Origin of the sequence: Saccharomonospora cyanea NA-134, assembly GCF_000244975.1 — a bacterium.
Taxonomy (GTDB): domain Bacteria; phylum Actinomycetota; class Actinomycetes; order Mycobacteriales; family Pseudonocardiaceae; genus Saccharomonospora; species Saccharomonospora cyanea.
The window spans coordinates 2,706,217-2,731,731 of the sequence record NZ_CM001440.1; the positions used below are offsets into that span (position 1 = coordinate 2,706,217).

Annotated in this window: 26 protein-coding genes; 14 read left to right on the plus strand and 12 right to left on the minus strand. The window is 69.0% G+C overall.

The window, feature by feature from the left end; genetic code table 11:
* Window positions 1-25: 25 nt before the first annotated feature.
* Window positions 26-433 carry a MerR family transcriptional regulator gene (locus SACCYDRAFT_RS12770; RefSeq protein ID WP_005456713.1) on the plus strand — a complete coding sequence of 136 codons (408 nt, stop codon included), beginning with the start codon at window positions 26-28 and terminating at the stop codon, window positions 431-433.
* 52 nt (window positions 434-485) lie between these two features.
* Window positions 486-995, plus strand: coding sequence for an NUDIX hydrolase (locus tag SACCYDRAFT_RS12775; RefSeq protein ID WP_005456714.1), 510 nt, complete (start codon window positions 486-488; stop codon window positions 993-995).
* A 154-nt stretch (window positions 996-1,149) separates the two neighbouring features.
* Here the strand turns inward: SACCYDRAFT_RS12775 and SACCYDRAFT_RS12780 are convergent, their stop codons facing one another.
* Both SACCYDRAFT_RS12780 and SACCYDRAFT_RS26635 read right to left on the minus strand, forming a co-directional pair.
* Window positions 1,150-4,350 (minus strand): amidohydrolase family protein, encoded by a 3,201-nt coding sequence (locus tag SACCYDRAFT_RS12780; RefSeq protein WP_005456718.1) that lies wholly within the window; start codon window positions 4,348-4,350, stop codon window positions 1,150-1,152.
* Window positions 4,351-4,473: 123 nt separating this feature from the next.
* The gene (locus tag SACCYDRAFT_RS26635) at window positions 4,474-4,683 is read right to left on the minus strand and encodes a hypothetical protein (RefSeq protein ID WP_198285058.1); all 210 of its coding nucleotides are present in this window, start codon (window positions 4,681-4,683) and stop codon (window positions 4,474-4,476) included.
* 20 nt (window positions 4,684-4,703) lie between these two features.
* On the opposite strand from SACCYDRAFT_RS26635, the gene SACCYDRAFT_RS12790 reads away from it, so the two are divergent.
* The gene (locus SACCYDRAFT_RS12790; RefSeq protein ID WP_232283657.1) at window positions 4,704-4,988 is read left to right on the plus strand and encodes an imine reductase family protein; all 285 of its coding nucleotides are present in this window, start codon (window positions 4,704-4,706) and stop codon (window positions 4,986-4,988) included.
* Here SACCYDRAFT_RS12790 and SACCYDRAFT_RS12795 read toward each other — a convergent pair.
* Entirely contained in the window at window positions 4,975-5,583 is a 609-nt protein-coding gene (locus SACCYDRAFT_RS12795) for a TetR/AcrR family transcriptional regulator (RefSeq protein WP_005456720.1), read from the minus strand. The genes SACCYDRAFT_RS12790 and SACCYDRAFT_RS12795 overlap by 14 nt on opposite strands.
* A gap of 102 nt (window positions 5,584-5,685) precedes the next feature.
* On the opposite strand from SACCYDRAFT_RS12795, the gene SACCYDRAFT_RS12800 reads away from it, so the two are divergent.
* The 3 genes from SACCYDRAFT_RS12800 to SACCYDRAFT_RS12810 all read left to right on the plus strand — a co-directional run bounded on the left by SACCYDRAFT_RS12800 (window position 5,686) and on the right by SACCYDRAFT_RS12810 (window position 8,317).
* Entirely contained in the window at window positions 5,686-6,519 is an 834-nt protein-coding gene (locus tag SACCYDRAFT_RS12800; protein ID WP_005456722.1) for an SDR family NAD(P)-dependent oxidoreductase, read from the plus strand.
* A gap of 188 nt (window positions 6,520-6,707) precedes the next feature.
* Window positions 6,708-7,451, plus strand: a complete 744-nt coding sequence (locus SACCYDRAFT_RS12805; protein WP_005456724.1) for a glycerophosphodiester phosphodiesterase family protein — start codon at window positions 6,708-6,710, stop codon at window positions 7,449-7,451.
* Window positions 7,452-7,483: 32 nt separating this feature from the next.
* The gene (locus tag SACCYDRAFT_RS12810; RefSeq protein WP_005456726.1) at window positions 7,484-8,317 is read left to right on the plus strand and encodes a type 1 glutamine amidotransferase family protein; all 834 of its coding nucleotides are present in this window, start codon (window positions 7,484-7,486) and stop codon (window positions 8,315-8,317) included.
* A 3-nt stretch (window positions 8,318-8,320) separates the two neighbouring features.
* On the opposite strand, the gene SACCYDRAFT_RS12815 is transcribed toward SACCYDRAFT_RS12810, so the two are convergent.
* Window positions 8,321-9,325, minus strand: coding sequence for a LacI family DNA-binding transcriptional regulator (locus tag SACCYDRAFT_RS12815; RefSeq protein WP_005456728.1), 1,005 nt, complete (start codon window positions 9,323-9,325; stop codon window positions 8,321-8,323).
* 267 nt (window positions 9,326-9,592) lie between these two features.
* Between SACCYDRAFT_RS12815 and SACCYDRAFT_RS12820 the strand changes: the two genes are divergently transcribed.
* On the plus strand, window positions 9,593-11,050 hold the full coding sequence (locus tag SACCYDRAFT_RS12820) for a glycoside hydrolase family 28 protein (RefSeq protein WP_005456731.1): 1,458 nt from the start codon (window positions 9,593-9,595) through the stop codon (window positions 11,048-11,050).
* Window positions 11,047-12,429: a glycoside hydrolase family 28 protein gene (locus SACCYDRAFT_RS12825; RefSeq protein WP_005456733.1), complete on the plus strand. Its 1,383-nt coding sequence runs from the start codon at window positions 11,047-11,049 to the stop codon at window positions 12,427-12,429. The genes SACCYDRAFT_RS12820 and SACCYDRAFT_RS12825 overlap by 4 nt, the downstream gene beginning before the upstream one ends.
* A 42-nt stretch (window positions 12,430-12,471) precedes the next feature.
* Here SACCYDRAFT_RS12825 and SACCYDRAFT_RS12830 read toward each other — a convergent pair whose 3' ends face one another.
* On the minus strand, window positions 12,472-13,404 hold the full coding sequence (locus SACCYDRAFT_RS12830) for a helix-turn-helix transcriptional regulator (RefSeq protein ID WP_005456736.1): 933 nt from the start codon (window positions 13,402-13,404) through the stop codon (window positions 12,472-12,474).
* A gap of 91 nt (window positions 13,405-13,495) precedes the next feature.
* On the opposite strand from SACCYDRAFT_RS12830, the gene SACCYDRAFT_RS12835 reads away from it, so the two are divergent.
* Together SACCYDRAFT_RS12835 and SACCYDRAFT_RS12840 are read left to right on the plus strand one after the other, a co-directional pair.
* On the plus strand, window positions 13,496-13,897 hold the full coding sequence (locus tag SACCYDRAFT_RS12835; protein WP_005456738.1) for a VOC family protein: 402 nt from the start codon (window positions 13,496-13,498) through the stop codon (window positions 13,895-13,897).
* A gap of 104 nt (window positions 13,898-14,001) precedes the next feature.
* Complete coding sequence (locus tag SACCYDRAFT_RS12840) at window positions 14,002-14,295, plus strand: GYD domain-containing protein (protein WP_005456740.1); 294 nt, start codon at window positions 14,002-14,004, stop codon at window positions 14,293-14,295.
* 73 nt (window positions 14,296-14,368) lie between these two features.
* Here the strand turns inward: SACCYDRAFT_RS12840 and fmdA are convergent, their stop codons facing one another.
* The 4 genes from fmdA to SACCYDRAFT_RS12855 all read right to left on the minus strand — a co-directional run bounded on the left by fmdA (window position 14,369) and on the right by SACCYDRAFT_RS12855 (window position 18,051).
* A complete protein-coding gene (fmdA, locus tag SACCYDRAFT_RS12845) occupies window positions 14,369-15,613 on the minus strand; it encodes a formamidase (RefSeq protein ID WP_005456742.1) in 1,245 nt (414 codons plus the stop codon).
* Window positions 15,614-15,640: 27 nt separating this feature from the next.
* Window positions 15,641-15,922 carry an FmdB family zinc ribbon protein gene (locus SACCYDRAFT_RS25860; RefSeq protein WP_005456744.1) on the minus strand — a complete coding sequence of 94 codons (282 nt, stop codon included), beginning with the start codon at window positions 15,920-15,922 and terminating at the stop codon, window positions 15,641-15,643.
* Window positions 15,923-16,081: 159 nt separating this feature from the next.
* Window positions 16,082-16,849, minus strand: a complete 768-nt coding sequence (locus SACCYDRAFT_RS12850; protein ID WP_005456746.1) for a putative protein N(5)-glutamine methyltransferase — start codon at window positions 16,847-16,849, stop codon at window positions 16,082-16,084.
* A gap of 137 nt (window positions 16,850-16,986) precedes the next feature.
* Window positions 16,987-18,051, minus strand: coding sequence for a tyrosine-type recombinase/integrase (locus SACCYDRAFT_RS12855; RefSeq protein ID WP_005456747.1), 1,065 nt, complete (start codon window positions 18,049-18,051; stop codon window positions 16,987-16,989).
* Between the two features lie 230 nt (window positions 18,052-18,281).
* On the opposite strand from SACCYDRAFT_RS12855, the gene SACCYDRAFT_RS12860 reads away from it, so the two are divergent.
* Window positions 18,282-19,685, plus strand: a complete 1,404-nt coding sequence (locus SACCYDRAFT_RS12860; protein ID WP_005456748.1) for a glycerophosphodiester phosphodiesterase family protein — start codon at window positions 18,282-18,284, stop codon at window positions 19,683-19,685.
* Between the two features lie 201 nt (window positions 19,686-19,886).
* Here SACCYDRAFT_RS12860 and SACCYDRAFT_RS12865 read toward each other — a convergent pair whose 3' ends face one another.
* A complete protein-coding gene (locus SACCYDRAFT_RS12865) occupies window positions 19,887-20,285 on the minus strand; it encodes a hypothetical protein (protein WP_005456749.1) in 399 nt (132 codons plus the stop codon).
* A gap of 68 nt (window positions 20,286-20,353) precedes the next feature.
* Here SACCYDRAFT_RS12865 and SACCYDRAFT_RS12870 point away from each other — a divergent pair, with 68 nt between their 5' ends.
* The gene (locus tag SACCYDRAFT_RS12870; protein ID WP_043536449.1) at window positions 20,354-21,136 is read left to right on the plus strand and encodes a glycerophosphodiester phosphodiesterase family protein; all 783 of its coding nucleotides are present in this window, start codon (window positions 20,354-20,356) and stop codon (window positions 21,134-21,136) included.
* A 93-nt stretch (window positions 21,137-21,229) separates the two neighbouring features.
* Here SACCYDRAFT_RS12870 and SACCYDRAFT_RS12875 read toward each other — a convergent pair whose 3' ends face one another.
* A complete protein-coding gene (locus SACCYDRAFT_RS12875; RefSeq protein WP_005456751.1) occupies window positions 21,230-21,739 on the minus strand; it encodes a Pycsar system effector family protein in 510 nt (169 codons plus the stop codon).
* A complete protein-coding gene (locus tag SACCYDRAFT_RS12880) occupies window positions 21,726-22,874 on the minus strand; it encodes an adenylate/guanylate cyclase domain-containing protein (RefSeq protein ID WP_005456752.1) in 1,149 nt (382 codons plus the stop codon). The genes SACCYDRAFT_RS12875 and SACCYDRAFT_RS12880 overlap by 14 nt, the downstream gene beginning before the upstream one ends.
* Window positions 22,875-23,074: 200 nt before the next feature.
* On the opposite strand from SACCYDRAFT_RS12880, the gene SACCYDRAFT_RS12885 reads away from it, so the two are divergent.
* Complete coding sequence (locus SACCYDRAFT_RS12885; RefSeq protein WP_005456753.1) at window positions 23,075-24,466, plus strand: sensor histidine kinase; 1,392 nt, start codon at window positions 23,075-23,077, stop codon at window positions 24,464-24,466.
* 98 nt (window positions 24,467-24,564) lie between these two features.
* Window positions 24,565-25,380 carry a response regulator transcription factor gene (locus SACCYDRAFT_RS12890; protein WP_005456755.1) on the plus strand — a complete coding sequence of 272 codons (816 nt, stop codon included), beginning with the start codon at window positions 24,565-24,567 and terminating at the stop codon, window positions 25,378-25,380.
* Window positions 25,381-25,515: the final 135 nt, after the last annotated feature.

Consider the following 25,515-nt stretch of genomic DNA (forward strand, 5'->3'; position numbering starts at 1 on the left):
GGTGTGAAGGTCAAGCGAGGTTTCGGTGCGGATCGGCGAACTGAGTCGTCGGACGGGCGTCAACGCCCACCAGTTGCGCTACTACGAGGCTCAGGGCCTGCTGGAGGCGGACCGGAGCGCGAACGGCTATCGCGAGTACGACGAGAGCGCCGTGTTGCGGGTGAGGCAGATCCGGCACCTGCTCGGTGCGGGGTTGTCGTCCGAGGACATCGCGTACCTGCTGCCCTGCGCGACCGGGGAGGCCCCGGAGTTGCTCGGGTGCCCGGAACTGCTGGCGGCGATGCGATCCCGGCTGCGGCGGCTGGACGAGCAGCTGGACCGGCTCGCCCGCTCCCGCAGCGCACTCGCCGACTACATCGCCGCAGCCGAACGGACGGGCGGCGAGCACTACCCGCCCTTCGGCGGCGCCGACCTGGAGCACGTCCCCGCCTGATCAGCCGGATCGAGTGCCGAGTCGAATCGGGCCGGGATGGTGCAATGCTCCCATGAGTCACGAGACGGACGGCGCGGCCGAGACGAGCACCGGCGAGCTGAAGCGGGGAAGTTTCCGGCTGGCGGCGTATGCGGTGTGCATCGAGGACGGGCGGGTGCTGCTCGCCCGTCACTCGTCGAACAACTGGACCCTCCCGGGCGGCGGAGTCGAGCACGCGGAGGATCCTTTCGACGCGGTGATCCGGGAGGTCGCCGAGGAGACCGGCTGCGAGGCGGTGGTCGAACGACTGTTGGGCGTGGATTCGAGGGTGATCCCCGCGGCCGCGGCGCACGCGGGAGTCGAGCACCAGAATGTCGGCGTCTTCTACCAGGTCCGTATCCTTGGCGGCCGACTCCGGCCTGAGCCGAACGGCGAAACCGTCGAGTCGGCCTGGACCCCGACCCCCGAGGTCGCTCGCCTGCGCCGGTCATCGCTGGTGGACATCGGTCTCGCCCTGGCGCGGACCCTTCCAGCGACCGGCCACGTCGATCCCGTCCCGGTCGGCGGTCTGGTCCAGTACTGAGGCGCCACCGACATCCACCAGGCCCGTTCGGCCGCCGACCGGATCGAACGAGCGACTTCTCGAAGACGGCATGCCGTCCCGTGTTGCTGGGCCGGGTGGCATCGAGGACTCTCCTCATTGCCACCGAGCCGGTCGGGTGTCGATGATCGTCGCCTCACGAGTGACCATGTGAGTGACCGAGGTGGTCGTAGGCGCTGCAGGAGTGGTCGTAGGCGTCGGCGACCACGTCGGGGGCGTGCCACCAGTAACGCGACCCGGCGTGGGGATCCGCCCACTCCGACACCGCCGTGGCCGCAGCGGGCTCGTTGTCCTCTTCCGAGGCTGGTGACACCGCGGAGGCCGGGGTGGCGCTGTGGTCGCGGGTGTAGGGCCGCAGCAGCTCGTCGCGGGTGTGCAGGTGCCCGCCCACCATGGTGGCCTCGACGTTCATCGCGGCGTCGATGTCGCGCAACGGGTTACCGCGCACCATGATCAGGTCGGCGACCTTGCCCTGCTCCAGCGTGCCCACGTCGTCGGCGACACCGAGGTTCTCGGCGGCGTTGGCGGTGGCGGTGCGCAGCGCGTCGTACGGCGTCCAGCCGTATCCGACGAGTTCGCGCAGGTTGGCGTGCAGGCCCACACCCACGTACGCCAGCGGCGAGTCGGTTCCCGCGACAACGCGGCCTCCCGCGTCGGCGACGGCCCGCAGGGCGCGCACCTCGCGGCAGTCGGCGGTGTCGCAGTCCGGGTCGGACGGTGTGGTGGTGTTGTCACGGGTCTCCGCGAGCAGTTTCCCGCGGGTCCACGACGGGTACAGCGCCAGCCGCGGGTCGGCGGCGATCTCCTCGGCGGGCAGGAACTCGGTGGTGAACAGCGTGGCCGTCACCGAGCGCTTGCCCTGCCCGTAGAGGGCGGCGACGTCGCCGTAGGAGGTGGCGGTGGCAGTGAGTGTGCGCGCGTAGCCGAGCCGCTGGGTGGCGGCCAGGTGTGTGGTGCCGTCCTGGCCGAGGTGCGCGCCCGGGGACAGGTAGTGCGACGCCGAGGGCACACCCAGCTCGTGGGCGGCGTCGATGACGGTACGCATGCGGTCGGCGGGCAGCCGCACGTAGGTTTTGATCATGTCGTAGTCGAGGGCCTCCGCCCGCGACAGCTCACGCTCCACCTGCGCGTCGCTGGTGGTGGGGCGCATGAAGTTGTAGTAGACGCGGGAGCCGTCGATCGGCTCGCCGGTGGCGTAGAAGCGGGGGCCGACTCGGGCGCCGGAGTCGAGTGACTCGCGGTCCTCCATCGCCCGGTACACCTGGTCGCCCACCGACAGGGTGGAGGTGATGCCGTAGGCGAGGCTGACGCGGCCCTGGCGGTCGCCGTAGAAGCGGGACTCGTACTCCTGGTGCACGTGGGAGTCCATGAGCCCGGGCATCACGGTGAGGTCGGAGGCGTCGACGAACCGGCCGCGGTGGTGGGAGCCGGCGCGGTGCGGGGTCACGGACGCGATGCGGTTGCCCTGCACGACGATGTCGACGTCGTGGCGCAACTGCCGGCTCTTGCCGTCCCAGAACGCCCCCGCGTGGATGACGGTGCGGCCTCGCGCGACGTCGGGGCGGTAGTGCAGGGGCACGTCGATGCTGCGGGCGGCGCCGGTGGTGGCGTCGGCCAGCCGCAGTGTTCCGTTCGACAGATACAGCAGCCGGGTGGAGTCGCCGCTCCACGAGGGCGCGTCGGCGACCTCGCCGTTGAGTTCGCGGGCAGCTCCGGTGGGGGTGCCGTCGGCGTCCACCGGCATGATCCGCAACGTGGAGTCGACCACGAACGCCATCGAGTGCCCGTCCGGCGACCAGGAGGGGCCGTCGTCGCCGCGCGTGGAGATCGAGGCGTGTTCCTCGCCCGGGGCGTGGAAGGTCTGCTTCCCGGTGGCGACGTCGACGGTGAGGATCTGGCTGGTGCCTTCCCGGAACCGCGCCGAATACGGTTTGACCGCCGCGAACGCCAGGGTCTTCCCGTCGGCCGACCAGCTCGGGCGGCCGGGCCCGAACAGTGACGGAACGAGTTGCCGCACCCTGCCGGTGCGCAGGTCGAGCACGTAGGTGGCGCCGGCCTGGTCCTGGAAGGCGAGCTTCGTGCCGTCGGGTGAGAACGCCGGGGAGGTCTCGGCGCCGTCGAGCGCGGTGACGCGGCGTTCCCGGCCGTTGCGCAGGTCGCGCACATACAGGTCGGGGGTGCCCGCACGGTCGGCGGCGTAGGCCAGGGAGCGTCCGTCGGGGGAGAACACGGGGTTGCTCTCGGCGAAGCGGTCGTGGGTGAGCCTGCGGGGTTCACCGTCGAGCGGCATGAGCCACAGGTCGTTCAGCGCGACGAACGCCACGTGCCGCGCGTCCGGTGACAGCGCCGGGGTGAGGATGCCGCGCACGCGGTGGCGCGAGCGGTCGTCGAAGTCGTGGTCCTTACGCCGGTAGTCGGCGCGCGGGATCTCGAACGTCGCCTCGAACGGCACGTCGCGGGTGGTCCCCGAGTCGAGGTCGCGGGTGCGGAGCGCGCCGTCGGCGGTGTAGAGGAGGCGGTGGTCGTCGAGCCATTCGGCGGCGAAGAGGAACACGTCCTCGCCGTCGGTGACGGCCCGGCCGTCGACGACGAGGTCGGCGCGGGTGCCGTCGTGGCGCACGTAGGCGAGGTGCTCGCCGTCCGGCGACCAGGAGGGAGCGTGCAGGGTCGCCCCGCCGCCGGGTGCGGGTGCGAGGGTGCGGGTGGTGCCGTCGGCGGCGACGGCCGCGATCCCTTCGTCGGCGACGTAGGCCAGGCTCCGCCCGTCGGGATGCCAGGCCGGTGTGTGCTCCTGGCCGGGCGCGTCGGTGCGGCGGGTGAGTTCGCCGGTGGCGACGTCGACGGTCCAGATGTCGTAGGAGCCGCCGCGGTCGGACGAGAACGCGATCGTGCGGCCGTCCGGTGACCAGCTCGGTTCGCGGTCGTCGAACCCACCGTGGGTGAGCTGTACCGGGTCGCTGCCGTCGGGCCCGGTGATCCAGACGTGGAAGCGGCCGTCGGCGTAGCCCTGGTAGGCGATGCGGCCGTCCGGGCCCACGTCGGGCTGCGCGGCTTCGGCCTCCACACCAGTCAGCCGCTCGGCCTTCCCGCCGCCTTCGGGAACCCGGAAGAGCAGGCCCTGCAGGTCCATGACCACGCTGCCGTCGGGCGCGGCGGCGGCGGTGAGGTTGGTGCCTTCGGTGACGGTCACCGGGATCAGCTCGGTGTCGGCCGCGGCGAGCGGGTGCGGCACGGTCGTCAGCCCGGTGGTGAGCACGGCGGCGACGCCCACGGCCGTGGGTCCGGCGATCCTGGTGGTCACGCGGTGTGACACGGTCCTGCGGTGGAACACGGGCATCGTCACCCTCCTCGGTGAAGGTCCGAGAAGATCCACAGTGGTACACACCATTGCCGAGCGGTATCGGCGAAACGTGGGATGTGATGACCGAAACCGGTCACTCACCGTGGCGCGGTGAGGCCGTCACCGCACGCCGACACCGGTTTCGGCCTCGGCGACGCGGGTGGCGATGCGGTCCACGTCGCCTCGCTCGCCGTGCCGCAACGGCGTGCCCACACCCGCGCGGATGCGGGCGGCCACCGCGAGCAGCCGTCGTGCCCGCCGGGTGTTGCCCGCGAGGGCTTCGACCCCGGCCAGTCCCTCCACGCCGAGCGCGACGGCTCGGGGGGTCACGGCTGCGGCGGGCCGCGGGTGTGCCCGAGCCGACGTTCGCGCCCTACGCCACGGAGACGTTCGACACGATGTCGTACTTCCTGCGGGGAGTCGCCGAGCAGCTCGAACGCGGCGAGTACCCGGGCGACGGGGCGTCGGCGACCGTGATGGGCGCCACCGCCGACCACATCGTCGGCACCAGCGACGCCACGGGTGTCGACGCCACGCTGCCTCGTGCGGTGCAGTCCTACTACCACTGCGCCATCGCGGCGGGCCACGGCAAGGACGGCTGGCCCAGCCTGTACGAGGTGATCAGGAAGCGGTGACACTCGCCGGAGGCGGGAAGGCGCGCAGTACCGCCTCCACGAGAGTGTCGGCGTAGTCGGCGGTCAACGGGCCGGTGCGCAGCAGCCAGCGGTGGAACAGCGGGGCGTAGAGCAGTTCCAGCGCGACGTCGAGGTCGGCGTCGGGGGAGAGCTGCCCGGCCCGCTGGCCGCTGCGCAACCGCTGCCGCTTCGCCTCCTCCAGTCGCGCGGTGTGCTCGGCGTAGGCGGCGGCCAGCTCGGGATCGTGCGCCACCTCGGTGGTCAGGCCGCGGATCAGCGCGTCGAAGGCGGGATCGGCGAACTCGGCCGCGGTGGCACGCAGCACGAGTTTGAGGTCGGCTTCCAGATCACCGGTGTCGGGCAGGGCGAGTTCACCGTCGGTGTTCTCGCTCAGGGCACGCACCGCCTCGAACACCACCGCGCCCTTGGAGGGCCACCACCGGTAGATCGTCTGCTTGCCGACTCCGGCGCGGGTGGCGATGGCCTCGATGCTGACCTTGGCGTAGCCGAGTTCGACGACGAGTTCGCGGGCGGCGTCGAGGATCGCGCGCCGGGAGCGTTCACTGCGACGGGACGAGCGTTGAGGGGACGACATGTGGCACACCCTACAACGAGACGAGACGCACCGTCTTGACAAGCGGAGGTGTGGGCCGCATAGTGAACCGGAACGAAACGTCTCGTCTCGCAAAGGAGTTCCATGACCACCTCTTCCGCCACCCGCGTCTGGTTCGTCACCGGCGCCTCCCGCGGACTCGGCCGCGCCTTCACCGAAGCCGCACTCTCAGGCGGTGACCGGGTCGTCGCCACCGCCCGCGACGTCAGCCCCCTCGACGATCTGGTCGCCGCCCACGACGGCGCGCTCGTGACACTTCCGCTCGACGTGTCCGACCGCGCCGCCGTCATGTCCACCCTGGACAAGGCCGCCAGCGTCTTCGGGGGACTCGACGTCGTGCTCAACAGTGCGGGCCAGTTCCACTACGGCATGATCGAGGAGACCAGCGAGGAGCAGGCCCGAGCGCACCTCGACACCAACTTCTTCGGAGCCCTCTGGGTGTCCCAGGCCGCCGTTCCCCACCTGCGTCGCCGGGGCGGGGGACGCATCCTGCAGGTCTCGTCGATGGGCTCGGTCGGCGGCCACGCCAGCGTCGGCCTCTACGCCGCGGGCAAGGCCGCCCTGGAGTCCATGACCGAAGCCCTGGCCATGGAGGTCGCCCAGTTCGGTATCGCCGTCACCGTCCTCAACGCGGGTGGCTACGACACCGAGTTGTTCACCCGCGGCACCACCGCCACCGAACCCGACCCCGTCTACGCCGACCTGCGCGCCGAACTCGCCGCGATGTGGAGCGAGGGCGCCCAGGACCACCCCGCCCAGGCGGCCGGCGTCGTCCGCGACATCGTGGCCATGCCCGAACCACCCCGGCGCGTGATCCTCGGCAGCACCTCGTTCGACCTCGTGCGCGACATCTCCCGGCAACGGCAGGCCGACCTCGAACGCTGGGAGTCGCTCAGCCGCGCCGCCGGGCGAGGGTGAACCGGTGCGAGCGAGCACGGTCGCGTAGCCGCCAGGCACGCTCCCGCCGAGCTCGCGCCGCGGGTCCGGCCCGGGCGTTCGCGCGAAAGCACGATCACGCGCGAACGCCCGGCGGGACAGCGACCACCGGACCGCACAGGCCTCACCCACCTCTCCGCTATGTTGACGCACGGCGACAGGAGGGCAGAGTGCACAGAGCAGGCGCCGACTGGTTGAGAACCACACCGATCGCCCACCGCGGTCTACACGACGACCGGCGACCGGAGAACAGCATGCCCGCCTTCGAAGCGGCCCTCCGGTCCGGTTACGGCGTCGAACTGGACATCCACCCGTCCGCCGACAACCGACTCGTCGTCATGCACGACGACGACCTCGCACGCATGACGGGAACGAACGCGAAAGTCGCCGCGCTCGACGCCACCGAGGTCTCCCGCCTGACGCTTCTCGGCACCGACGCCACCGTCCCGCTGCTCGACGACGTACTCGACCTCGTCGACGGGCGAGTCCCCGTCCTCGTCGAGATCAAACCCGGCACCCGCGCACACCAGATCGGACCCGCGGTCGCGAAGCTGCTGCGCACCTACCGCGGCCCGGTGGCGGTCCAGTCCTTCGACCCGCGCATCGTCGACTGGTTCCGCCGGGAACGACCGAGCGTGCTCCGCGGGCAGCTCGCCGGAGCACTCACCGACCACTCCCTGCCACGAGCGCAGAAAGCGTTGTTGCGCTCGATGGCGGCCAACGTCGTCACCCGCCCCGACTTCCTGGCCTTCGACGTCGACTCGATGCCCAGCGCGTGGGTGTCGGTGTGGCGTCGAACGCTGCGTGTCCCGCTCCTGCTGTGGACCGTGCGCACAACGCGGCAACATCACCGCGCGTTCCGGTACGGTGCCAACGTGATTTTCGAAAACATGCGCCCGCCCATACGGTCGTAGGACGCTTTTCCACCGTCTGGGGGTGACATCAGGTGGGCGAAGCAATATCGGATGTCGCGATCAACCTGATCGCCGTTTTCATCGTCTTCCTGGGCCGACTCCTGGGATTCGACCTGTATGCCAGGTCCGTTCGCCTGTACCGCCGCACCCGCGTGGGACTCCGCCGCCTGACCGGCGGCACCACCATCGTCCTCTACACCGACTGCGACGACGAGTTGCACACCTCTCGCACCCTGGCCAACCACCTCGAAACCACCGTTCGCGCCGACGGCCGGCGCGTGAAGGTCAAGGTCGTCCGCGACGGCGTGGACCTCGGCCGATGCTCGTTCTCCCCGAAAGCCGTGCTCGCCATTCTCGTGCTGCTGACCGATGTCACCCAACTCGACACGGACAAGCGCGACCGCGTCCGACTCCAACGCCGGCTCATCAACTACGTCCACAACGGTGGTTGCCTCGTTCTCGGCCACGACGTCATCTACCGCCGCTCCAGGAACGAACATCTCCAACGACTCGCCGGATGCGCCCTCGACAACTTCTCCAGAACCCGCGAACGCGTTCGCTACGTGCGGGTCGACGACGGGCCGCGCGCCACCACCCACAACACGTTGCGAACCCGCGCGCCCGAAACGTTCTCACTCACCGACAACGAGGTGATCGTGGGTGAATGGAACGACGATGTCGAATTCCTCTACGTCTGGGACAGGGACGAGAACACTCCGCTGGTCACTCGACGCACCGTCGGGAAAGGCACCGTCTTCTGGGTCAACAGCGCGGACAGCAGCGGCAAAGGCGCCCCGCGGTCGCTCGCCCGCCCGGAACCAGCGTTCGTCGCACTGCTGAACCTCCTCGTCACGACCACACGCTGAACCTCACCCGCAGACCGGACCGGTGCTCGCCCGCACCTCCAACCGGGGCGTGAAACACACGTCGCCAGGCGACGGCAGCCCGTGCAACGGCGCCGACAGCCGCGCCCACGCCTGCAGGCCCAACTCCTCCTGCGGCACCGCGACCGTCGTCAACGCCGGATTGGTGTACCTCGCGAACGGGATGTCGTCGAACCCGACCACGCTCATCCGCCCGGGCACCGCCACCCCGGCGGACTGCAACCACGCCAGCGCCCCCAGCGCCACGAGATCGTTGTAGCCGATGAGCGCCGTGGCACCCGTGGCCAGCGCCCGCTCCGCCGCCTCGTACCCGTCGTCGTGCATCGACCCGCACTCCAGCACGCTCAACCGGAACCGCTCACCCACGCAGGCCCGCAGTGTGTCCAACCGCTGCCGGTTGGACACACTGGCCGTCGGCCCCGCCAGGTACGCCACGTGCCGATGTCCGAGCCCCACCAGGTGCGCCACCACCGCACGCGCCCCCGCCGCGTAGTCCACCCACACCGTCGGAACGTCCAGGCCAGCCACCTGACGGTTCACCAGCACCAGGGGTCGCAACCCGTCGACCAGCTCACACAACTCGTCGTCGGCCACGCGTGGCGAGCACAACACCAGCCCGTCGGTGCGCAACCGGGTCTCTCGTGCCAGCACCGGCTCCTCCCCGGGAGTCTCGTGGCTGTCGCCGACCACGACCCGGTACCCTTGCGCGTTCGCGGCCCGGCTGATGCCGCGCAACACCGACTGGAACATCGGGTTGCCCAGATCGGGCACGAGGATGGCGACCAGACCGGTGCGGCCGGTGGCCAGGCCCTGCGCGAGCGCGCTCGGCCGGTAGCCGAGGGATCCGGCCACCCGCTGGACCCGCTGGGCGAGTTCGGCGGCCACCTTGGCCTGCCCGTTCATCACGCGTGACACGGTGGCAGGGGAGACCCCGGCCGCCCGGGCGACGTCCCGGATCGTCACCGTCCGCGTCCGCTGTGGTCTGCCCATGCGCCCCTCCCACCTGCTGCGGCCTGGGGTGGAACCGGTTTCATCCCCATGCCTCACGGAAGGCCCGATGCTAGCCCACCGCCACGCGCCCGTACCGGCGTCGCGCCCCAGGTGAACGGGGAGGTCCGCACCATCGGCCGTTGACAGTCCCACCGGCGGTGTGATTCCGTCGGAAACCGGTTTCCCACCTGTGGGACCGGATCAGCGAGCGTGCTCTCCAGCTCCGCCGACCGTGCTCGACGCCGAGTGCTCAAGCGAGGAGATCCCATGGCCGTTCCGCTCACCCGCCTCCTCACCGCCACCCTCGTCGTGGCGGCCCTCACCACCTCTGCCCACCCCGGATTCGCGACCGCCGAACCGGCACCGCCACCACCCCCGGCTCCCACCGCCCAAGGCTGGGAACTGGCCGACGAGATCCGCAGCACCGTCAAACCACCCCGCATCCCGCAACGCCGGTTCACCGTCACCGACCACGGCGCCGACCCCACCGGGCACCGCGACAGCACCCACGCCATCGCCGCCGCGATCGCCACCGCGGCACGCAAGGGCGGCGGCAAGGTCGTCGTGCCACCGGGGGAGTACCACACCGGCGCCATCCACTTGCGCAGCAACATCGAACTGCACATCAGCCGCGGCGCCACCCTGCGCTTCAGCCAGGACCCGGCCGACTACCTGCCCATGGTCCACACCCGCTGGGAAGGCATCGAGCTCTACAACTACTCGCCGTTCGTCTACGCCCACGGCGTCCACGACGTCGCCATCACCGGCGGCGGCGTGCTCGACGGCCAGGCCAACCCACAGCACTGGTGGCCGTGGAAGACCGAGCCCGACGGGCGCGGCGGCGTCATCGAGACCGAACACCGCGACGCCCTGCACGCCATGGCCGAACGAGGCGTCCCCGTGGAACAGCGCCGCTTCACCGACAGCAAACTGCGGCCGAACTTCGTCCAGTTCTACCGCAGCTCCGACATCCTGGTCTCCGGGGTCACCCTCACCAACTCACCGATGTGGATGATCCACCCCGTGCTGTCGGAGAACGTCATCGTCGACGGCGTCACCCTCGACAGCCCCGACGGCCCCAACAGCGACGGCGTCAACCCCGAGTCCAGCCGCAACGTCGTCATCCGCAACTCCAGTTTCGACAACGGCGACGACTGCATCGCCATCAAGTCGGGCCGCAACGCCGACGGCCGCCGCATCGGGGTGCCCAGCGAGAACATCGTCATCCACGACAACCGCATGTTCGACGGCCACGGCGGCGTGGTCATCGGCAGCGAGATGTCCGGCGACGTGCGCAACGTCTTCGCCGAGCGCAACGTCATGGACAGCCCCCGCCTCGACCGGGCCCTGCGCATCAAGACCAACTCCGTGCGCGGCGGCACCGTCGAGGGCGTCTACTTCCGCGACAACGACATCCCCGAAGTGGCCGACGCCGTCATCCGGGTCAACTTCCACTACGAGGAAGGCGACACCGGCGACTTCACCCCCACCGTGCGCGGCCTCCACATCGAAAACGTCCACAGTGTCGGTGGCGAGTTCGCCCTCTACCTGCGCGGCTACGAACGCTCACCGGTCACCGACGTCACCATCCGCGACTCGACGTTCTCCGAGGTCACCACACCCATGCTGCTGGAACACGTCCGCGGCCTGGCCCTGGAGAACGTCACGATCAACGGCACCCCCTACGACGAGACCATCGACCACGGCGCGAGGAGCCACCGATGACCCCCACCCGCACTACAGCAGTAGTAACCGCGGTGCTGCTCGCCACCACCCTCACCGCCGGCGCGGCCGCCGACCAACAGGTGCCGGGGGAGCGGGGCGACTGGGCGCACGCCATGCGCATCGTCCGCGACATCGCAGCACCCTCCATCCCGGACCGCGACTACCTCGTCACCGACTTCGGCGCCGTCGGCGACGGCCGCACCGACTCCCACGACGCGATCACCGCCGCCATCGCCGCCGCCCACACCGACGGAGGCGGCCGCGTCGTCCTCCCCGAAGGCACCTGGCGCTCCGACGGCCCCCTCCACCTCGAAAGCCACATCGAACTGCACGTCTCCGACGGCGCCCACCTGATCTTCGGACCCGACCCGGCCGACTACCTCCCCGCCGTCCACACCCGGTGGGAAGGCACCGAGATGTACGGCTACTCACCCCTCATCTACGCCCACGACGTCCACGACGTCGCCATCACCGGCAACGGTGTCATCGACGGCAACCCCGACAGCGAGTTCCACACCTGGACCGACAAACAGGACGCCGACGTACAAGCACTGCGCCGCATGGGCTTCGACGGCGTCCCCCTGGAGCAACGCCAGTTCGGCGAAGGCCACCACCTACGCCCCAGCATGATCCAGATCTTCGACGCCGAACGCGTCCTGCTCGCCGACTACACCGTCCGCAACTCGCCCTTCTGGATCAACCACCTCGTCTACACCGACGACGCCGTCGTCCGCGGCCTCACCGTCGACTCCCACAACCCCAACAACGACGGCGTCGACGTCGACTCCAGCACCGACGTCCTCATCGAACACAACACCTTCCGCACCGGCGACGACTCCGTCGTGGTCAAGTCAGGACGCGACAAGGACGGCCGGGACATCGGCAGACCCAGCCGCAACGTCGTCGTCCGCCACAACGACATGGGCGGCGAGGACGGCATCGCCCTCGGCAGCGAGATGTCCGGCGGCATCAGCCACGTCTACTTCACCGACAACACCCTGCGCTCCGGCGCCGCCGCCATCCGGTTCAAGGGCAACCTCGACCGCGGCGGCACCGTCGAACACATCCGCGTCCGCAACTTCGACATCGACTCCTTCGAACGGCTCATCTGGTTCCAGCTCGACTACCCCGGCGAACTCGGAGGCGACTTCCCACCCGTCTACCGCGACATCGTGTTCTCCGACTTCACCGTCACCAGCGCCGACACACTGCTGGAAATCCACGGACCCGACGCCGCGCCCCTACGCGACGTGACACTGCGCAACATCACCGTCGCCCACACCGACACCCCGATGATCCTCGACAACGTCGAAGACCTCACCTTCGACGGCGTCACCGTCGCCGGGCAACGCGTCGACGGAACCCTCCACTGGCGCTGACCACAACACGGGTGAGGTGAGGCGGACCGCGTCCACCTCACCTCACCCGTACCGCGCCACGAGCTCACCACCGATGCGGGCAAGCTCCGCCCGCACCGCCTCCGGCTCCACCACCTCCAGCAGCGCGCCCCACCCCGCGAGCTGCTCGGCCACCGACCGCGACGTGTGCGCCGCCACCCGCACCCGCGCCTGTTCCTGGTCCACCACCGTGCAGTGCCGACCGAACTGCCTGCGCAACACCCACACCAACCCCGGATCCACCACCACCGTCGCCCCGACCGGAGAACGCCGCCGCTCCACCTCCCCGACCACCTCGTCCCACACCCGCCCCAGATCCAGCCCCTCGGGATGCTCGGCCGCCGCCTCCAACACCTCCACATCCCGCACCCGATCCAGCCGGAACGTCCGCCGCCCCGCGTCCGTGCCCGCCACCAGGTACCAGACGTCCTCCTTCTCCACGAGCCCCCACGGATGCACCACCCGCGGCTCCCGCCGCTCGCCGTAGACCAACCGCACCACCCGCCGTGACACCACCGCCCGCCGCAACACCCCCAACACCTCCGGCCGAGCCCCCTCGGACCGCCCCCACCCCGCCGGATCCACCACCACCGAGCCCGACGCCGCCCACGCCTGCTCCCGCATCGGCTCCGGCAACGCCCGAACCAACTTCCGCAACGCGGCCCGCAACTCCGGTGACACCGACCCCCGCGACATCGCCCGCGCCACCGACCACACCACCTCGCGCGCCTCACCCTCCGTCAACCCGGTCAGATCCGTGCGCGCCCCACCCACCAGCGACCAACCCCCACCACGCCCCGGCTGCGCATACACCGGAACCCCCGCCGACGACAACGCCCCCAGATCCCGCCGCGCCGTCGCCACCGACACCTCCAACTCCTCAGCCAACTCCGACGCCGTCACCCGACCCCGCGCCTGCAACACCAACAGGGCAGCCACCAACCGATCCGCACGCATCCCCCCATCCTCGCGCGAAAAAGTGCGCACAGGATGAGCACTTAGCCCCCGCACCATGGACCCAGCGACCACACGACCCAGGGAGAACCCCATGCTGCGAGGACTGTCCACCGTCGTCTTCCAGGCCGACGACCTCGACGCCGCCCGCGAGTGGTACACCGACGTACTCGGCGTCGAGCCCTACTTCGTCCGACCGCTACAGGGCCCCACCGCCTACCTCGAATACCGGCTCGGCGACCTCCAGCACGAGCTCGGCATCATCGCCCGCGCCCACGCACCCCACCCCGCACCACCACACCCGGCAGGCGCCGTCACCTACTGGCACGTCGACAACGTGCGGAAGACCTACGACACCCTGCTCGCCAAAGGCGCCACCGAACACGAAGCCCCCGTCGACCGCGAAGCGGGCTTCGTCACCGCCTCGGTCACCGACCCCTTCGGCAACATCCTCGGCCTCATGCACAGCCCCCACTACCTGAGCATGCTGCCCTGACACCACGACCGACCCGGTGCGGTGACTTTCGACCCTCCCCAGCACTCCCGGCATTTTCGACTCTGGGGATTCGGATCGGTGTTCACAGAGAGGATGAACCGGCCATGACCACTGCCATCGGCTTCTTGAAGTGGACCGACGAGGGCGCACGAACGTACCGGGAAACGGTGCAACGGTACGAGGCCACCACCAAACTCGCCGAACGCCTGGGCGTCACGATCTCCCACATCTACTGGACCCCCGGCGGCCCCTACGACATCGTCTGCGTCATCGAAGCACCGGACACGGAGAAACTCGCGGCCTTCACGCTGGAAAGCCAGACCCGAGGAACACTGCGAGTGAAGTGGGCGAACGCCTACGGTCCCGACCAGATGCGCGACCTGCTGTCCAACGCCTGACGCCCACACGGGAACGTGGTGGGGCGGACACACCCGCCCCACCACAACGATCCGACCCGCCGGGGGAGCGGCCTCAACCGCTGCTCACCGCACACTGACCCCGGTCCACCTTCCTCGGCGCCTGCGACGACGGCCTCGGATCGAAGTCGAACACATCCACCGGGACATACACCGTCGCACACGAGTTCGGAATGTCCACCACACCCGACAACCGGCCCTCGATCGGCGCCGCACCCAAAAACAGATACGCCTGCTCCCGCGTGTACCCGAACGTCGTCAGGTAGTCGATCGCATGCAGGCACGCCCGCTTGTACGCCAACTGCGAGTCCAGATACCGCTGCTCACCCGACTCCGTCACCGACAACCCCGCGAACGCCAGGAACTCCGAATACCGCGGCTCCACCCGGCCCGGGATGAACAGCGGAGTCTCCACGTTGTACGCCTCCATCCCACCTTTGATCACATCCACGTGCAGGTCGATGTAGCCGCCCATCTCGATGGCGCCGCAGAAGGTGATCTCCCCGTCGCCCTGACTGAAATGCAGGTCACCCAACGACAACTTCGCCCCCGGCACGAACACCGGATAGAACACCCGCGAACCCCGCGACAGGTTCTTGATGTCCTGGTTCCCACCGTTCTCCCGGGGCGGCGCCGTCCTCGCCGCCTCCGCCGCCACCCGATCGAACTCCTCACCCGACAACGACCCCAGCAACGCGTTGTGCGGCTCCGGCGGCAACGCCAACGGCGGCACCGCCGACGGATCCGTCGCGATCAGATCACCCTCACGACCGTTCCACCGCGACAGCAACTCCGCCGACGGCGCCGTCCCCATCAACCCCGGATGCGCGATCCCCACGAACGACACCCCCGGCAGATGCCGCGACGTCGCCGTCTGCCCGTGGAAATCCCACACCGCCTTGTACGCGTCGGGAAAATGATCGGTCAGGAACCCCCCACCGTTGTCCCGCGCGAAAATCCCCGTGTACCCCCAACCCTGACCCGCCACCGGACCCTGCTCCTGCGGCACCGGACCCAGATCGAGAATGTCCACAAGCAACAAATCCCCAGGCTCGGCACCCTCCACCGCGATCGGCCCCGACAACTGGTGCACCATCGAGAGGTCACAATCCCGCACATCGTTCGCCGAATCGTCGTTGTAGATCGTGCCGTCGAACCACTCCCGGCACTCCACCCGGAACTCGTCCCCGGGACGCACCGTCACCGCCGCAGGCACATCAGGATGCCACCGGTTGTGACCCCGCACCTCCTGCTCGGCGAACCGACGCGACTGATCGACACTGAACTTCACCTCAGGCATGGGAGAACCCCCTCACGACGTGCCAGTTCACGGTCGAGGCAGCCGCGCGTGCCGAGGATCCCGACTCACCCGCGCCGCCCCGGACACCGGCGGAGGCCCCGACACCACGTCAGGCTGCTCAGCACTCCGCTCGGTGCTCTCCACCGCCCGCCACACGGCGGGATCACCACGACGCACCAACGGAACGGTGAACCGGCGCGCGGCCGAAGCCCCACACCGAGGACACGAACGCCGAGGTGCGGCCTCACCCATCGGAGCCCGCACATCGAAGTCCCCGCACTCCCGACACCGATACGAGTAGGTCACCATGCCGCCCACCCCAATCCATGACGTCGTGGTCCCGGGTGACTTCCCCCCGATCACCCGAATAAACGACCGTGTCCGCACTTCACGCACGCATGTCCGCAACGTGCGACGCGAACACCCGGACACAGGCTGCGGACACGACACCCACACCGGCTCGGTCCGTCAACGAGCCCCCACGACCACCGTCGCCTCCCGCTCCGCACACGAGCGCACCCGCGGAACCAAACCCGCCGCCTCCACCTCCGCCACCGCGGCCTCCACCTGCGCCGACCCCACCTCGAACAACACCCGACCGCCCGACCCCAACCACCGAGGCGCGACCCCGATCAACCGCCGCACGACGTCCAACCCGTCACCCCCACCGTCCAGCGCCGTCCGAGGCTCGTGCAGCCGCGCCTCGGACGGCATCCACTCCACCGCCTCACTCGGCACGTACGGCACGTTCGCCACCAGCACATCCACCCCACCCAGGAGCCCCTCCGGCAACGCCGCGTCGAAATCGCCCTCACACACCACCGCACCGGTACCTGCCAACGTCCGCCGCGCACACCGCACCGCCACCGGATCGACATCCGCCGCGAACAACCTCACCCCGGGCACCGACGCCGCCACCACCGCCGCGATCGCCCCCGCCCCGCAGCACAGATCCACCACCACCGACCCCGCCCGCGCCAACGCCACCGCCGACTCCGCGAGAAACTCCGTGCGCCGCCGAGGCACGAACACCCCAGGCTCGACCGCCACCCGCAGCCCCCCGAACTCCGCCCACCCCAGCAGATGCTCCAACGGCACACCCTCGACCCGCCGCTCGACCAACCGCGCCAACGCCACCTCATCGGCCGCGGCGGCCACCAGCAGCCGCGCCTCCTCCTCGGCGAACACACACCCCGCCGCGCGCAACCGCTCCACCACGAGCTCGTACTCGACCATCGCCGCAGCGTACGCGCCCGCCTGCCGAACGGTCCGACAACACGGAGACCACTCTCGTCACCGGCAGGCGACGGAAGACCCGTCCCGACGGCGGCCCCGGCCGCCACCCACCCAGGGGCCACACCGCCCACGACACCTCACGGCTGCGCCAGGGGAGACTCCTCGATCGCCTCCGCCGCCGCACTCATCGAGTCGTCCATGTACACCGACGTCGTCGACAGACTCGCATGCCCCGCGATCTGCGCCACCGTCGCGATGTCCACACCCGCACGCGCCAGGATCGTCAACGCCGTGTGCCGCAACGAATGCGGCGTCGCCCGCCGACCCAGAAACTCCTTCGTGTAACGCTGCACCATGCGCTGCACGTCCCTCGGCGCCAACCGCCAACCCCGGATCGACACGAACAACGCCCCCGCGGCGTCGTCGATACGGCGACGCTCCACCGGATCGTGCGCCGACCGCGGCACCGGGGGAGAGGGCCGTTCCTCGGCGAGGTAACGCTCGATGAGCTCAGCCGTGGGTTTCGACAACGGCAGGTCACGGTCCTTACGCCCCTTGCCACGCACGTGCAGCACCGGCGTGCGCGTCTCCTCGTGCAACCGGATGTCACTCCGGTTCGCACCACACAACTCCGACACGCGCGGACCCGACTCGACGAGCAACCGCAGAATGGCCTCGTCTCGCAGACTCAGCCGCTGGTCAGCCCGCAACTGCCCGGACGAACGCGCCGACGGCGCCCCACGCAACACCAGCGCCTCGTCGAGCCGGAGCCCGACCCGCGCACCCGCCACCCGGCTCGGCGTGCGGGGCGGCGTGACCTTCAACGTCGGATCCACCTGCACGTAACCCTTGTCGGCGGCCCAGCGGAACAGCCCACGCACCGCCGCGAACCACCGCGCCAGCGAGTACGGGCCCCGACCCGGGGGAGTGGAGCCGTCCTCGGCGATCTTCAGACCCACGCGGTAACGACGGTCGGGCGCCTTGGCCAACCTGGTCAACGCGATCTCCAGATCGTCGGCCTCGATGGAGTCCAGGTCGGTGTCCGGGCCCAGGAGAGTGGTGAACTCGGTGAGGTCGCGGCGATAGGACGTCAGCGTGGCGGCGCTGAGTTGCGAGCGGATCACACGCCGTTCGAGGATCTCCAGGTATTCCAGTGTCGCGTCACGTACGGTGACGTCGGACAGCCGTTCCGGTTTCGCCACGTCAAGATCATACCCAAGTCGTGGAATGCACAATACACGACATGGATTCACATTCCGGGTGCGCGGCAGAGGAACAGTGCGAGAAGGGGACCCCGCGCGAACATTCGTTCATGATCAGGTGGCTCGGCGTCCACGGTCGTGCCACCACGCCGTCGATCCACTCGGCGACGATCCCGGAAGTCCCGGTACCGATCCGACGCGGATCGCACGCCCTGAGGAAGGAACCCTTCATGCTGCGCAAAGCGCGGAGCCTCGTCCCGGCAGCACTGCTGCTCCTGACCATGCCGTTCGTGGCCCCGGCCGCCCACGCGGAGCGGGCACCGAAGTGGTCGCAGCTCGTGGCCACGCTGCACGACCACAGCGCCGATGCGCCCCTGATGATCGCCGCCCACCGGGCCCAGTGGCGACAGGCCCCGGAGAACTCGATCGCCGCCATCGAGGCCGCGATCGCCGACGGCGCCGAGATCGTCGAACTCGACATCATGCGCACCAAGGACGGCCACCTGGTGCTGATGCACGACACCACCGTGGACCGGACCACGAACGGCACCGGCGCCGTCGCCGACCTCACCCTCGCGCAGATCAAGAACCTGCGCCTCAAGAAGGGACTCGGAGGCGCCCAGGCCCCACTCACCGACCACCGCGTGCCCACCCTCGAGGAGGCGCTCGAAGTCCTGCGTGGCCGCGCGTTCGTCAACCTCGACAAGGGCTGGACGATCCGCGAGGACATCTACCGCGTCCTCGCGAGGACCGACACCGTCGACCACGGTCTGTTCAAGAGCAGCGCACCGGTCGCCGAGGTGGACACGTTCAGAAAGGCACACCCCGACGCGCTCTACATGCACGTGGTCGGCGACGCGAACGCCGCAAGCATCGGTGCCTTCGCCGAGGACCCCGTCGCCTACGAGATCACCTTCGACGAGGTCACCGACGCGCAGGTGCAGCCCGAGGCACTCGCCGAGGTCCGACGTACCAGCCGCGTCTGGATCAACTCGATGTGGGAGTCGCTTGCCGCGGGCATGACCGACGAGTCGTCGCTGCGGGACGAGGACCTGGGCTGGAAGCGACTCGTGGACGAGTTCGGCGCGAGCATGATCCAGACCGACAACATCGAGGCGCTCGACTACTGGCGCGACGGCGGGAACCTGGACCGGTACGGGTTCCTGCCCGGCAGGGACCGCACGATCCGCATCCAGGGCGAGGACTACGTCACCGGCGGCGAGGGCGTCGCCTACCACGACACCGACCCCAACCGCTGCACGATCATGCGGCTCGACGAGGGGGTCGACATCTGCTCCAACCGCGGTGCCGTCGGGGTCAACTGGATCCGTGGTGGCGAGTGGATCCGCTACCAGGTGGAGGTTCCGAAGACGGGGCGGTACCGGGTCTCGGCGCGGGTGTCGTCACCGTATTCGCCGGCGGGCACGGTGGTTCTGGAGTGGGACGGCAAGGCGGGGGTCCCGCACGAGATCGGCAACACCACCCACCACGGTGCTTTCGAGCTCCAGCCGCTGGAGACGCGGCACCTGCGGGCCGGGACTCACGATCTGGTGGTCCGCATGCCCGAGGGCTTCCAGAACTTCAACATCGACTACCTCCAGCTCGACCGTGGTGTCCGGCCCGTCGGTCGATAGCCTGACGCGTTCCGGTCGCGTGTCCGCCCGTACCGAGGCGGGTGGGCGCGCGGCTGCCCGGGTTCCGCCTGGCCTGGCGGAGGGGAGCACTCGGTGGGCACGCGCGAACTCTACTTAACATAATGTACATTATCGGCTTTTTCTGACGGGGCGGGACAGTGCGGTGAACGTCGCTCGTTTCGCCTGGTCCGTGCGGTCGGTTCAGCGCAGTCGTTCGAGTTCGTGTGCCGTGCGTGCGAGTTCGTTCGCCAGTTCCCGCAGCTCCTCCGGGTCGGCGCCTTCTCGTGCCGCGGTCGCCACGTCCTCCGCCGCGCACCGCAGCTGGAACAGCCGGTCCTGCAGTGCCGCGACCTCGGTGGTCGACAGGATCACCGCGTCCGTGGGCAGTCCGCTGCGCTCCACGGCCGAACGCCGTTCGTACGCGCGCTGGCGGCAGGCGTGGCCGCAGTATCGGCGTCGGCGGCCGACCGTGCTCGACCGGTCGATGCGGCGCCCACACCAGCCGCAGTGCTCCGGCGCTGACGCGCGCCGCGCCACGGCCATCGTTTCGTCACGTGACGTTTCGCTGGTGGCGTGCTGGGCTGCGTGGTTGTCGTTCATCTCGCGCGACCTTAGCTGTTCGTCACGTACTCATGCCGCGGCCACGCCGCGGAGGCAGACTGGTGTCCATGACAGCCGTGCACCCCTATCTCGAAGCCCCGCCGCCGCGTGCCTTCGCCCATCGTGGTTGGCACGTGGGTGATCTGGCGGGGATGGAGAACTCGCTGTCCGCGTTCCGGCGTGCTGTGGCCGAGGGCTACCGCTATGTCGAGACGGACGTGCACGCCACCGCCGACGGCACGGTGGTGATCCACCATGATCCGACTCTCGACCGCACCACCGATCGGGCGGGCGCGATCCTGCGGCAGCCGTGGAACGTCGTTCGGCACGCGAAGATCGATGGGCGTGAGCCGGTGTCGCGTTTGGAGGACGTCCTGGAGGAGTTGCCGGACGTGTTCTTCAACATCGACGTCAAGTCGGACGCAGCTGTGGAGCCGTTCGTGCGGGTGGTGCGGCGGCAGCGGGCGTTCGACCGGGTGGCGGCGGCGGCGTTTTCGGAGACGCGGTTGGCCCGGCTGCGCAAGCTGGCGGGTCCTCGCCTGCTGACGTCGCTGGGTCCTCGGTCGGCGGCGTTGTTGCGGGCGGACGGTTGGTTGCCGTTTCTGCGTCTCGGTTCGTTCAGCCGGGGTGTGCTGGCGCAGGTGCCGTTGCGCCGGGGGCCGGTGACGGTGGTCGACAAGGCGTTCATCGCGGCGGCTCACCGGCTGGGTGTCGAGGTGCACACCTGGACGATCAACGACAAGGAGCGGATGCGTTCGCTGCTCGATCTGGGTGTGCACGGGATCGTCACCGATCGGCCGGACCTGCTGCGGGAGTTGCTGATCGAGCGGGGCAGCTGGCCGTCGGTGTGATGCCGCTCCCCTCCCCTGTCGTTCGGGGTGGGCGGTCTGTGCCCGCCGAGTCGCCCGCCGGCGGGCACAGACCACGTGTCACCTCTTTTCACCTCACTGCTGGTACAGCATGTCGATCAGCACGGCTGCGCCGATCAGTACAAGTGAGCCGCCGAGCAGGTCGACCGCCCGGGCGATGAGGCGGTACTTGCGGGTGACGAGGACGGACAGCGCGACGAGCTGGTGGCACCGTTCGTCCTCGGTGGCCGTGGTGGCCAGGTGTTCCCGCAGTGCGTCCGGTTGGTCGACGTAGTGTGCGTAGCGGGCGAAGTAGCCGCTGCCGTTGTCCTTCGAGCGGGTGGCGCCGCTCGGGCGGACGCCGATCAGCAGGTGGGTGAGGCTGGCTGCCAGGAGGGCGATCCCTGTCCAGGCCATCCATTCCACGCCGTTCCACAGGGACGACAGTCCGGACTTGCCTGCGAAGCCGGCGATGAGGCCGGCGGCGATGACGGAGAACAGGGTGAGCAGGGTCGCTGCTTTCTGGTCCGTGCGTCCCAGCTCGGTGCGTACTTCTGACAGTGCCGATTCGACGCTCCAGGGTGTCCGCGGCTCACTGATCGTCATCCGCACCACCCGTGGTCTGGGGTTCGTCGGCGATTCGGGCGGAGATTCCCTTGTGGTTACGGCTTGCCTCCACCGTCACCGTGTCTCCGGGGCGGTGTTTCACCGTGTCGTCGCCGAGGTAGAGGAAGAGGCTCTGCTGGTTGCCCAGCGAGTCGCGGACGTCGACGAATCCGTATCCCTTGTGCGCGAAGATGCGCTGGAAGGTGGCACGCACGTGGTGTCCTTCCTGGATGGCGCAGCCGGCGACGGGGCGGCCGCCGTCTTTGAACGGCGGCCGCAGGACGAACCTGACCGAGCGTCCCTCGACGAGGTCTTCGCCGCTGGCGACGTGGCGGCGGTCGAGGTAGTAGTCCCCGTCCGAGACTGTGGAGATGAAGCCTCTCCCCTGCTCGGGGTCCCATTTCCTGACCACGCCTTCGCAGAAGTCGTTGGGGCGTGTGGAGGTTTGGTGGTTCGTCTGTGTCTTGGTGCGTTCGCTGATCTCGTCGACGAGCGCGTTGGTGGCCCCGAAGGGCTTTCCGCGCCAGATGACTTCCCGGTACTTGATCGGCTTGGAGAATCCCTTGAGTTCGACGCGCCATTCCTCGGAGAGATAGTCGTCCGGGGAGTAGTCGTGAGCGATGCCCATTCGGGAGGAGACCTTACTCATGTTCGCGGACGCGACGGTGGCGCTGTCCACCCAGATGGCTTGGGGTGCGGCGGCGGAGCAGAGCCGTGCGGCGAGGTCGACCACGGAGCCGACGTAGTCGAGGCCCCCGCCGGGCGCCTTGTATTCGACGACTCGCCCGGTGGCGATTCCGACGGTGGCGAGACAGTCGTTGAGAACTCCTTGGGAGTTCGCGAAGCGCAGCTTTTCCTGGATGCGGATGGCGGAGCAGATCGCCTCCGCGGCGTTTTCTCCGTCGAAGGCGACCAGGGTGCCGTCACCGAGGTACTTGACCACCGTTCCGCCGTGCTCGGTGGTGGCTTCCGTGGTGATGTCCAGGAATTTCCCGATGGTGGGAAGCCAGCCGACCTCTCCCGATCGGTCTTTCATCTCCGTGGATCCGGCGAGGTCGGCGAACAGGATGACCTTGGTGGGTCGGTCGGTGCTTCCGAGTGCTTCCTGGAAGAGCGTGAAGTGGTCGGTGGACATGACGTTTCCCCCATTTCCGAAATAACTTCTACGGTTCCCGGACGTGCGCGATGTTTGGCGCCTTCCGGTGTTTTCCAGTTTCTTCAGGAGGGCTTGTCCGGGCAATGTTTTGGTTTACCCGGTCGGCGGCAAAGTTTTGTATCGCGGGATGGGAATGTTTGTCTTTCGGGTGAGAGTCGGGATGAACCATAATCGTGGCCATGCCTTCGGCGCGTGCGGTGTTGTCGCTACGGGACCGGTTGTTCGGTGAGCGGGTGCTGGCTCCGGCGCACCACCCGGACCTGAACACCATGCACCACGCGGTGATGGTCCGGCGTGCACTGCACGGTTTCTACCGGCGGATGGCGTTGAGCAGGCTCGTCGTGGCCCTGTTGTGGACGGTGTTCCTGGCGGTTCCGCTGTACGCCTCCGGGGAGGCGGGGGGTGTAGCGGGCGCTGTTGTCGCCGCCGGGGCGGCGGGTGTGGTGGCGGCTGTGGCCGCGTGGGCTCATCACCACGATGGTGTCTTGGACTGGATGCGCGACCGCGCTGTGTTCGACTGGTTGTCCGCCTATCTGCGTCGCACCGCGCGGGAAAGGCGGGTCGCGGTGGATGTTCCGGGGGCCGCTGAGGGTGCGAGCTTGCTCGCCATGACCGCGTTGACCGCGTGGGTTGCTCCGTCCGTGGGTGAGGTGGCCCCTGTGGAGTGGTCGATCGCGTTCACGCTAATGCTGTTGTACTTCCCGTGCTCCCAGTACGTCATCGACCCGGCGTGGTACCAGCCGGATCTGGCTGGGCGTGGTGGGCTCGCGTGGTTCCGGTTCCTGCTGCCGCTGGCGTTGGCGGGCGCCGGTTTCGCGCTCTACCGGGTGTGTGCGCCGACGGCGTCGGTGGGGCCGGACGGGGCTGTGGTGATCGCTGGTTTGATGGTGCGTCTTTACGTGGACGTCAGTCTGGTGAACTCGCTGTTGACGGCTCTTCCGGATTCTCTGCGTGACCAGCGCAAGGACCTTTCCGACGCGGTGTCGAGCGCTTTGCACAGTAAGGTCAAGAACCAGTTGCGTCTGCTTTCCCATCAGCTGGATCTCGATTCGCAGTCGGCGGAGGTCCAGGCGAGTTGGCATAGCCTGATGCACCAGGTGGAGTCGTTGCGGAGGTATCCGTTCCGGGAGGACGGTGGTGTGGGCATCGACGACGTCCTCGACGGGGTGAAGTCGACTTGCCTCGCTCTCGCCACCGACAGTTCGGCGATCGAGGTGTCGGTGGAGCGTTCTCTGGAGGAGGGCTCTCCCCTACGGCCGACCGATCTGAGTTTGCTCGAGATCGTTCTCGGCGACCTGTGTGGAAACGCGGTGCGGGAGGCCAATCGGCAGGGCAGGCTGATGTTCGGGATCCGGGTTTCGGTCAGCACCACGAGGGAGGGTTCACGGCGTCGGGTCACCGTGGTCGTGAAGGACGACGGCCGTGGTTTCGACGCCACCACACCGCTGAGCCGGGCAGATTCGAGTCTGGCTGTGCTCGACCGGAGGCTCCGTCGGCGCGGTGGGGGCCTCGACCTCAGCGATTCTCCCGCCGGTGGGGCGCAGGTTCGGGCGACGTGGCTGGCGCTTTGAGCTGTCGGCACACACCGGTTTCGGCGAATCACTGACAGCTACCACCGGCTTCTGGGAAACTGGCTCTCCCGTCCCTCACAGCCGGGAGGTGACTGCCTTTGGCTGAGAGTCTTCACGAGTCGAACGACCCCACCGCGGTCCGGAACATTCTTGTCGTCGACGACCTGGGCACCATCGAGTACAGCATCGAGGGCATGCTCAACCGGCATGCCGCTGTCGTGTCGGGGCGTCTGGCTTTCGAGGTCACGCAGGTGACCAGTCCGGATGACATCCCCGCCACCGTCGAACTCGCCTCGGCTCTGGGGCGAGGTTACAGCCTGGCACTGGTGGATCTTGATTTCGGCGCGCACCGTGCGGGTGGTTCACAGAGTCACGGGTTGACGGCGCTGCGGTTGTTGGCGGAGCACACGCCGGCCACCAGAACAGCGCTGTACACGGCGGACGTCGAAGGTAACAGGGAGTTGATGCTGCGGGCCGCGTTCGAACTCTGCCCGCACAAGCCGAGTACCTGGATCAGCAAGTCGTCGCCGCCGGAGAGTCAGGCCGAGACGATCTGCGACCTGTTGGACGGGAAGGACCCGCCGTTGGGACCTCTTCGTCCTTACGTTTTCCGCCCGGATCACCTGCGTCTCCACACCGTGTGTGGCACCCGTACGCAACTACGGTTGTGGCAGGCACTGGCGCTGGGGCTGGACAACCGGGGGCAGATCGCCGCCCACGCCGGGACCAGTGCCAGCACGCTCGACAAGTTCGTCGCGCGTGTCAGACCGTTCATACTCGACTGTCTGGCTACCCCGGGCGATACGCAGGCGCCCGTCGCCCGCGCCGCGAACCTGGCGTTGGCGGTGCGGTTCGCCTACTCCAACCGGGCCTTCTTCACCGACCCGGAGTTGGAGCGGCTCGTCGCCCGCTGAGACCTCCCGCCGCGTCGTGTGGGGTGGCGATGCGGCGGGAGGGTGGGCTCGTGGCGAGCGAGCGCGGGTCCGGTCACCGATCGACCGGATGCTGACCGGGTCGCTCTCCTGTCGTTCTGGGTGGGTGGCGGCCGG